This window comes from Abiotrophia sp. HMSC24B09 (assembly GCF_001815865.1).
In the GTDB taxonomy this organism is placed as follows: Bacteria; Bacillota; Bacilli; order Lactobacillales; family Aerococcaceae; genus Abiotrophia.
On sequence record NZ_KV822197.1, the window covers coordinates 41,830 to 49,870 of the forward strand.

Sequence of the window (8,041 nt, forward strand, 5' to 3'; positions counted from 1 at the left end):
CCAGTGGTCCACTCGACGGAGTGGACCACTAGCTCCTGACAAAGCTCCCATTTCGGCCCTTTTCCTCAGTTTCCGACCTAGCCAGTGGTCCACTCTTCAAAGTGGACCACTAGCTCCTAACAAAACTCCCAGTTCCTGCCTTGCTCCTCAGTTTCCGCCCTATTTCCCAGCCTAAGCCTACATAAAAAAGCCTTCCCATCAGGGAAGGCTTTTACTTCTATGCTAATCTAGTGATTTCAGGGCTTCTAGCATGTCGACTTGGCGGAGTTGGCGGTCTACTAGCCAGCCTAGGGCGGCTAGAATCAAAAGGATGGCCACGACTGGGGTCAGGTAGACGGTCCAGGCGACATTTTGGTTGAATTGGACGAAATCTGCCGAGATGCGAGCCAGCAAGTAACGGTGCAGGATCCAGCCGCCGGCCAAACCAAAGAGGATGCCGACTAGGGACAGGGCCACGGTTTCGCGGTAGATGTAGCGGGTGACTTCGCGATTGTGGAAGCCCAGAACCTTAATGGTAGACAGCTCCCGAATCCGCTCGGCCACATTAATGGTCGTCAAATTATAGAGAATGACGGCGGCCAGCAGGACGGAAACCAGGGTCAGAATCTGCATGACCAGGGCCAGGGAATCGACTGTCACCTGGATTTGGTGGCGGATGCCGCTGTTTTGGATGACGGAGCGGACGCCGCTCAAATCCATAAAGCGGGCGCTGACCTTAGCCAGGTCGCCTTTGGCTTCAGGCGTCAGCTGGACCAAATGGGCGTTGGCGGTCCAGGCTTTTCCATAGGCGGCCTCATAGGCAGTCCGGCTCAGGTAGACACTGTGGCCGGCATAAAGCTCGACAATGCCCGCCACCGTTACACTGACCGGCTGACCGTCGGGGTCTTCCAGGGTCAGGCGGTCGCCCACTCTTAGCCCTGCCTTTTCCGCCATTTTCTGGCTAATCAGGGCGCCTTGGTCAGGCAGGTCCAGGCGATTATGGCTATAGGCGTCATAGAAGGCCATGAGCTGGCCAAAGCCACCAGCAGGTGCGGCCATAATGGTCAGCTCCTGCTGGTCCTTGAAGCCAGGCAAGTGCTGGCGGCCCGTTTGCAGATGCAGGTCCAGGGTCTGAGCCAGGGCATGCTGAGCCAGGGCAGAGGCCAAGTCGCTTTCCTGGGAGGCATTAACATGCTGCTGACGGGCCACGATCAAGTCATAGCCCACCAGCTGGTCAAATTGCCGCTCGGTGATGCCGGCGAAGGATGAGGAAATGCCCAGGCCCGCGAAGAGCAAGGCCACCGAGCCGGCTACACCCAGGATGGTCATAAGCATGCGTTGCTTGTAGCGGAAGATGTTGCGGGCCGTCACCTTCTGGGTAAAGGTCAGGCGGCGCCAGAACCAGGTCACCCGCTCCAACAAGATGCGGCTACCACGCGCAGGTGGCTTAGGCAGCAGGAGCTGGGCTGGCGTTTCAGCCAATTCGCGCCGGGCCACCCACCAGATAGGCAGCAGGCTGGACAGGAAGGACAGGCCCAGGGCCAGAGCCGCTAGCGGCCAGTAGAAATGCAGTTGAATGGGCGGATAGGTCGAAGTGGCAAAGAGCGTATGGCCCAAGACATAAGGCAGGCCATAGGTCCCGGCCACAATGCCCAGCAAGGCCCCCAGGCCACTGGACAGGAGCCCATAGAGCAGGAATTTGGCTAGGATGTCGCCAGGGCCATAGCCCAAGGCTTGTAGGAGGCCGGCCTTCAGCCTTTCCTCGCTCATAAAGCGGGTCATGGTGGTGAGGGTCACTAGAGCGGCCACCAGGTAAAGGACCACGGGGAAGACATTGCCTACATTGGCCATACCCTCGGTCCGCAGCTTGCTGGTATAGAACTCGACATCGCCCGGATAGGTCTGGCGGCTGTAAACCCGGTACTTAGGCGTTACCAGGCCGGCTAGGCTATCTCGAGCCTGGTCAAGGTCGGACTGGCCTTCCTTGAGGGAGGCTTGGGCCTCGGATTCTTTGCTGGCAAATTCAGCCTGCTGATCATCCAGCTCCTGGCGGGCAGAAGCCAGGGCTTCCTGGCCACTGCTGATTTCCTGGCTGGCCGACTCCAGGGCCTGGGCGCCGGCTTGGGCGGCTGCCGACTGGCTGTCGTATTGGGCCTGGCCGGCTTGGTATTGGGCCAAAGCCCCCTCATAGTTGGCAGCCTGACTGTTATATTGGACCTGACCCGAAGCCAGGGCCGCCTCACCTGCTTGGTAGCGGGCCAGCCCTTCTTGGTAGCTGCTATTGGCGGCCTGCCACTGGGCTTGGCCGGCTTCAAGTTGGCTTTTGGCGCTGGCCAGGGTCTGGGCTTGAGTAGCCAGGGCCTGGCGGGCGGTCTGAATATCAGGCAGGGTGTCCGGATCTTGGCCGGCTTGGCGCAGGGCCTCTTCTTGGGCGGTCAGGGCCTGCTGACCGGCGGCTAGTTTGGCTTGGCCCTCAGCCAAGGCCTGGCTCTGGCTGGCTAGGGTCTCGGCCTGGCTGTCCAGCTGGCTCTTGGCGGCGTCTAATTGGGACTTGGCTTGGGCCAGCTCCTGGGCCTTGGCCGTCAAATTGGCCTGGCCACTGGTTAGGGCGGCTGCCCCGCTTTCCAGTTGGGACTTGGCCTGGGCTAAGGCGGCTTGGGCGCTGGCTAGCTGGCCTTGGCCCTGGGTCAGAGTTTCATCCTGGCTAGCCCATTGGCTGGCTGCCTGGTCCAAGGCAGACGACTGGTCCGCCCACTGGCTTTCAGCTGAAGCTAGCTGGCTGGAGCCTGAGGCCAGGGCTTCCGAGGCCGAATCTAGGTCGGACTGACCCTGGTCGATTTGGCTTTGGACCTGGGATTGGACTTGGGCCAGACGGGCGGCGCCGTTATCGGCTAGCATGGCCTCCAGCTCGCTCTGGTGCTGGTCCACTAATTGCCAGTAGCGGGCCTGATAGGCGTTGAGCCCGGCCAAATCGTCGTAGCGCAGGCGGGCTATGGTGTAGACCGGACTGTCAAAGTCCTGGGCCGTCACTACCCCGAAGCCAGCCAGGGTCCCACTGCCGGCCGTGGCAGGCCCGAAGAGGACCTGGTTGCCCAGCTCGCCCGAGTTGACGAAACCGGTAATGGTGAAAGTTGTTTGTTTGAGCATGGCCTTGGCATTGCCGGACTCCTTAAGGTTGACAGTGTCACCTAGCTGAAAGCGGCCCTGCAGACTACTTAAGAGGGCAATTTCCCCCGAGGCTTGAGGCAGGCGGCCGGCTACTAAATGATAGTGGGCCAAGTCCTGGGTCAGGCTGAAGATCCGCCAGGCTTCTGGCGTCTGGTCCAGCACCACGTCGGTCAGGTAGCCCCCTTCGACCTGGGCGCCCGACAGCTGGGCTAGCTCCTCCATGTCTGCTTGGGATAGGCCATAGTCGGACAGGACGGTCAGGTCCTGAAGCCGCAAGCCCTCTAGGTAGGCGCTGGCGGTTTGGGTGATATCCGGCGGTGCCGCCTGCAAGCCCACCAAGGCAAAAGACCCCAGCATCATGAGGCAGACCATGGATAGGAAGCGCCCCTTGGTCTGACCAAGGCTACGCCAGAATTCTTTGAAAAGTGTTGACTTGGTCATGGGCTGACCTCCTTTTGGATAGAGATGTTAGTCAATTATTTTTGTGGGGTGGCTGATAGGCTCAAGTCACTGGCCGGTAGGTACAAAGCGCCCACCCGGTAGGCTCAAAGCACTGGCCCGACAGGCTCAAGGCGCTGACCCGGCTGGCTCAAAGCGCTCGCCCGGCAAGCTCAAGTCGCTAGCTTGACAGACTCAAAGCACTGGCCCGACAGGCTCAAGGCGCTGGCCCGGCAGGCACCCGACAGGCTCAAGGCGCTGACCCGGCAGGATCAAATCACCAGCTCCTCAGAGCTAGAAACCCGATCTTTCCTTTCCCCGTCCCCTAGTACTCCAAGTCCCCAATATGCTGCGGCTGGTCGTTGACCGTGATCGACTGAATTTGGGCGTCGTGTAGGCGGATGACCCGGTCGGCGATAGGCGCTAAGGCCCCGTTGTGGGTGACGATAATAACCGTGGCCCCCTCCTGGCGGGACATGTCCTGAAGAATTTGCAGGACCTGCTTGCCGGTCTTGTAGTCCAAGGCCCCGGTCGGCTCGTCACAGAGCAGGAGCTTGGGCTTCTTGGCCAGGGCGCGGGCGATGGAGACTCGTTGTTGCTCGCCTCCCGATAGCTGGGCCGGAAAATTATCCAGTCGGTGGCTGAGGCCCACTGCGGCCAGGGCCTGAGCTGGCTCCATGGCATGGGGCACGATTTCCGCGGCCAGCTCGACATTTTCCAGGGCGGTCAGATTGGGCACCAGATTATAGAACTGGAAGACGAAGCCCACGTCATAGCGGCGGTAGTCGGTCCGCTGGTGGCTGGTGTAGGCGGCGATGTTCTGGCCGTCAATCCAAATCTCCCCCTGACTGGCCGTGTCCATGCCCCCCAGAATGTTAAGCAGCGTGGACTTGCCAGCGCCGGAAGCTCCCAATATGATGACCAACTCGCCCTTTTGTATGTCAAAATTCAGGTCTTTGTTAGCCGTAATTTGCCCCTGACCTGATGGAAAGAACTTAGAACAATCTTTTACTTCAATATAGGCCATGCGGTCACGTCCTTTCTCCTGTCTTGAGGATTAAATTGACAGGTGTTGATTTATGTCTGCCTTTATTATAGAATAGATGAAAAGCTAAGACAATGAGCAAAAATCAACAGAGTGTCTATTTAAGGAGGGCCTATGACTCAAAAACGCCAAACCCAAACCAAGACCGCCATCAAAACGGCCCTAACCCAGCTCCTGCAGGAGGTAGGCTTCGAGCAACTGACCGTCCGCCAACTCTGCCAGCGGGCCGGCATTAACCGCGGCACCTTCTACCTGCACTACCAGGACAAGTTCGACCTCATGGAGCAACTCAAGGAAGAGACCCTGAGCCAGCTGCGCACTTTCTTTATCGAGAATCAGGAGCACAATGTCCACCTCGTGCTGGTCCTAGAGTATATTAAGGAAAATTACGACTTCATCTACGCCCTCTCCCAGAGCAACTACCTCAACTTCAAGGCCACCATCCGCGAATTCATGCTGCAACTCTTCCAGCGCGAAGACCCAGCCGACCTAGAGGCTTTTCTGGGCCGCAACTTCCCTATTAGCCAAAAGTACGCCCTGGAATGCGTCCTCAGCCTAGTCGAAGGCATCATCAACCTCTGGGTCAGCAGCGGCGCCAAAGAATCCCCCCAAGAAATCCGCGATATCTTTAGCAAGGTGATCGACTTTACTAACTGGTAAAGGGGTTGGCGGCGCAGGAAAAGGCTGAAACTAGCTAAAAGTCCCGAAATGACGTGAGCCAGTGGTCCACTTTGGAGAGTGGACCACTAGCTTCCTGGAAAAAGGCAGAAATCGGGTAAAAGCCCCGAAATGACGTGAGCTAGTGGTCCACTTTGGAGAGTGGACCACTGGCTTCCTGGAAAAAGGCAGAAATCAGGCAATTGCCCCGAAATGACGTGAGCCAGCGGTCCACTTTCAAGAGTGGACCACTGGCTCCAGCTGTTTCTGCCTTTCTAAAAACCGCCGCACACAAAAAGCCCTGCCATTTAAGGCGGGGCTTTTCTGTTTTTTCTTTTCTTTTCCTAAGCGCTAGCAGGGAACTTGCGAATTTCTTTGATCATGAGCCAGACACCTAGCAAGATGATAACTGTATCTACTAGTGGTTGGGCTAGCCAAACACCAGCAACACCTAGCCATTGTGGCAAGAGCAAGGCCAGGGGTACGAAGGCTACTAGCTGTCTGCCTAGGACAATGAGACTGGCCTTCTTGCCGTCGCCAATGGCTTGGAAGAAGGTCACGGCCATGACCATGACGCCATAGAGAACGAAGGCCATGTAGAAGAGGCGGAAGTAGCCCACCCCTTGAGCAATCAGACTGGCTTCGACGCCGAAGAGTTGTAGAATCTGCCCCGGCAAGGCTAGGGCCAAAATCCAGAAGAAGCCTGCCAGTAGCAAGCCGCCCCAGGAAAAGACCCGGACACTGGCCGCTACCCGGTCGTAGCGTTTGGCCCCAAAGTTGGTCCCGACCACTGGCTGCAAGCCTTGACTCATGCCCCACAAAGGAATGAAGGAGAAGCCGTACATACGGATGGCAGCAGCCATCAAGGTACCGTGCATTTCGCCTCCGTATTGGAAGGCCATCTTATAGAGTAAGGTCTGTTGAATCATGAAGAGCAACTGCATCATCATGGCGGAAACCCCTACTGCGAAGACTTGGCCGGACAGTTCCTTTTCAATCCGGATTGGGCCAATCTTAACTTGTTGGCTTTGCTTGCGGAAGTAGTGATAGGTCACTAGGGCTTGGGTAATTTGCGATAAGACCGTGGCCAGGGCCGCGCCTTCAATAGCGAAGTCGCCCAGCGCCATCATCAGAATAGGGTCCAGGACAATGTTCATAGCAGCCCCTAAGCCCATAATTAGCATAGCCTTCTTCATCAGGCCTTCCCCGCGAATGACCATATTGGCACTTTGGGTAAAGTTAACGAAGACCGACCCCAGGAAAATAATATGCAGGTAGCGAATACCCAGGGCCTTGATTTCCCCAGTTGCTCCTACCAAATCTAGAAAATATGGTGCTAGTAAGAGGCCACCAACAGTGGTAATAGCGGAACATACCAAGACCCAGAAGATCAAGTTGCCCATCACTTTGTTGACCAGCCGTTGATCACCCTTCCCTAGGGCGCGGGCCAGGACTGAAGCGGAGCCCATCCCTAATAGGGTTGCAATCCCACTATTAATATAGGTCAAAGGCATGGCCACCCCGCAGGCTGCCATGGCCACCTGACCAATAATCTGACCGGCAAAAATCCCATCCATCAAGGGATAGAGCCCGATAACAAACATGCCCATCACAGCTGGAATAGACAGCTGAATCAGCAGTTGCTTGGGTGGCTTAGTCAGTAGTTGTGTTTTCATATCGTCTTGCATTATAAACCCTCCTTTTGGTTGGCGGGCGTCGTTTGAGCCATGGCTTGAACAATCACTTGTCGCACCAAGTCGCTCTTATGCAAGAAGGTCTCCTCTAGAGGCAGATACTCTCCAGCGATAATCATGGCGTTGGCAAACTCTATAAAATCATCACGCACCATAAAGGCTAACATGGGCAAGTCATGCTGGCGGATGAAGTCCATGAAGGCTGCCTTGGTCTCGGCTTCCAGCTCTCTCTTCAAGGCTTGCAAGGACTCATGCTTATCACATTCCATGAGAAACATGGCATAGAGTCGCTTGTAGTCATTATGGTCAAAGAGCTTCTGCATGACCAATTCCATTGCTAAGGCCTGGGGATCTTGCTGCTTGGCCTGAGCCAGATAGTCGTCCGCCAGCACAAAACGCTGGGTGTTACCATCTAACATCAGATCATGTAAGATTGCTAGCGTCGACTGGTAATAGTGGTAAACGCCCCCCTTACTCATGCCGACCGCCTTGACAATATCTTCCATGGTTGTCGCCTGAAAGCCCTTAGCCAGAAAACAGTCCCGCGCCGCATGAGAAATTTGAGCCTTACGCCGCTCCTGAATCGACCGATTTCGCTGTATCATCGTATCCCCCCTTCCTCTCTTTGGAAAAATCGACGCTTCCGTCGATTTTATTATAATACTAGCTGAGCAAAGTGTCAAGATATGGGATGGGTGGCTACCTGGAAAAGGCGGTATTCCGGTAAATGCCCCGAAAATGAAGCGAGCTAGTGGTCCACTAGCTACCAGGAAAAAGGCAGAATCCGGGCTTTTGCCCCGAAAAGGCACGAGCTAGTGGTCCACTTTCAAGAGTGGTCCACTAGCTTCCCGGAAAAAGGCAGAATTCCGGCATTTGCCCCGAAATACCGCGAGCTAGTGGTCCACTTTCGAGAGTGGTCCACTAGCTACCCGGAAAAAGGCAGAAATCAGGCAATTGCCCTAAAAAGTCGCGAGCTAGTGATCCACTTTCAAGAGTGGTCCACTGGCTACCCGGAAAAAGGCAGAAATCAGATTAAGTCCCTATAATTGTGTAAAAAGAA

General features: G+C 56.1%; 5 protein-coding genes. 1 reads left to right on the top strand and 4 read right to left on the bottom strand.

Annotated elements, in window-relative coordinates; genetic code table 11:
* Positions 1 to 222: 222 nt before the first annotated feature.
* Entirely contained in the window at positions 223 to 3,588 is a 3,366-nt protein-coding gene (locus HMPREF3093_RS03960) for an FtsX-like permease family protein (RefSeq protein ID WP_070755711.1), read from the bottom strand.
* Between the two features lie 322 nt (positions 3,589 to 3,910).
* A complete protein-coding gene (locus HMPREF3093_RS03965) occupies positions 3,911 to 4,612 on the bottom strand; it encodes an ABC transporter ATP-binding protein (RefSeq protein WP_070755712.1) in 702 nt (233 codons plus the stop codon).
* Between the two features lie 132 nt (positions 4,613 to 4,744).
* On the opposite strand from HMPREF3093_RS03965, the gene HMPREF3093_RS03970 reads away from it, so the two are divergent.
* Complete coding sequence (locus HMPREF3093_RS03970) at positions 4,745 to 5,290, top strand: TetR/AcrR family transcriptional regulator (protein ID WP_070755713.1); 546 nt, start codon at positions 4,745 to 4,747, stop codon at positions 5,288 to 5,290.
* Between the two features lie 341 nt (positions 5,291 to 5,631).
* Here HMPREF3093_RS03970 and HMPREF3093_RS03975 read toward each other — a convergent pair whose 3' ends face one another.
* Both HMPREF3093_RS03975 and HMPREF3093_RS03980 read right to left on the bottom strand, forming a co-directional pair.
* Positions 5,632 to 6,975: an MATE family efflux transporter gene (locus HMPREF3093_RS03975; protein ID WP_070755714.1), complete on the bottom strand. Its 1,344-nt coding sequence runs from the start codon at positions 6,973 to 6,975 to the stop codon at positions 5,632 to 5,634.
* Positions 6,975 to 7,586: a TetR/AcrR family transcriptional regulator gene (locus HMPREF3093_RS03980; RefSeq protein WP_070755715.1), complete on the bottom strand. Its 612-nt coding sequence runs from the start codon at positions 7,584 to 7,586 to the stop codon at positions 6,975 to 6,977. Before HMPREF3093_RS03980 ends, HMPREF3093_RS03975 begins: the two co-directional genes overlap by 1 nt.
* Between the last annotated feature and the right edge of the window lie 455 nt (positions 7,587 to 8,041).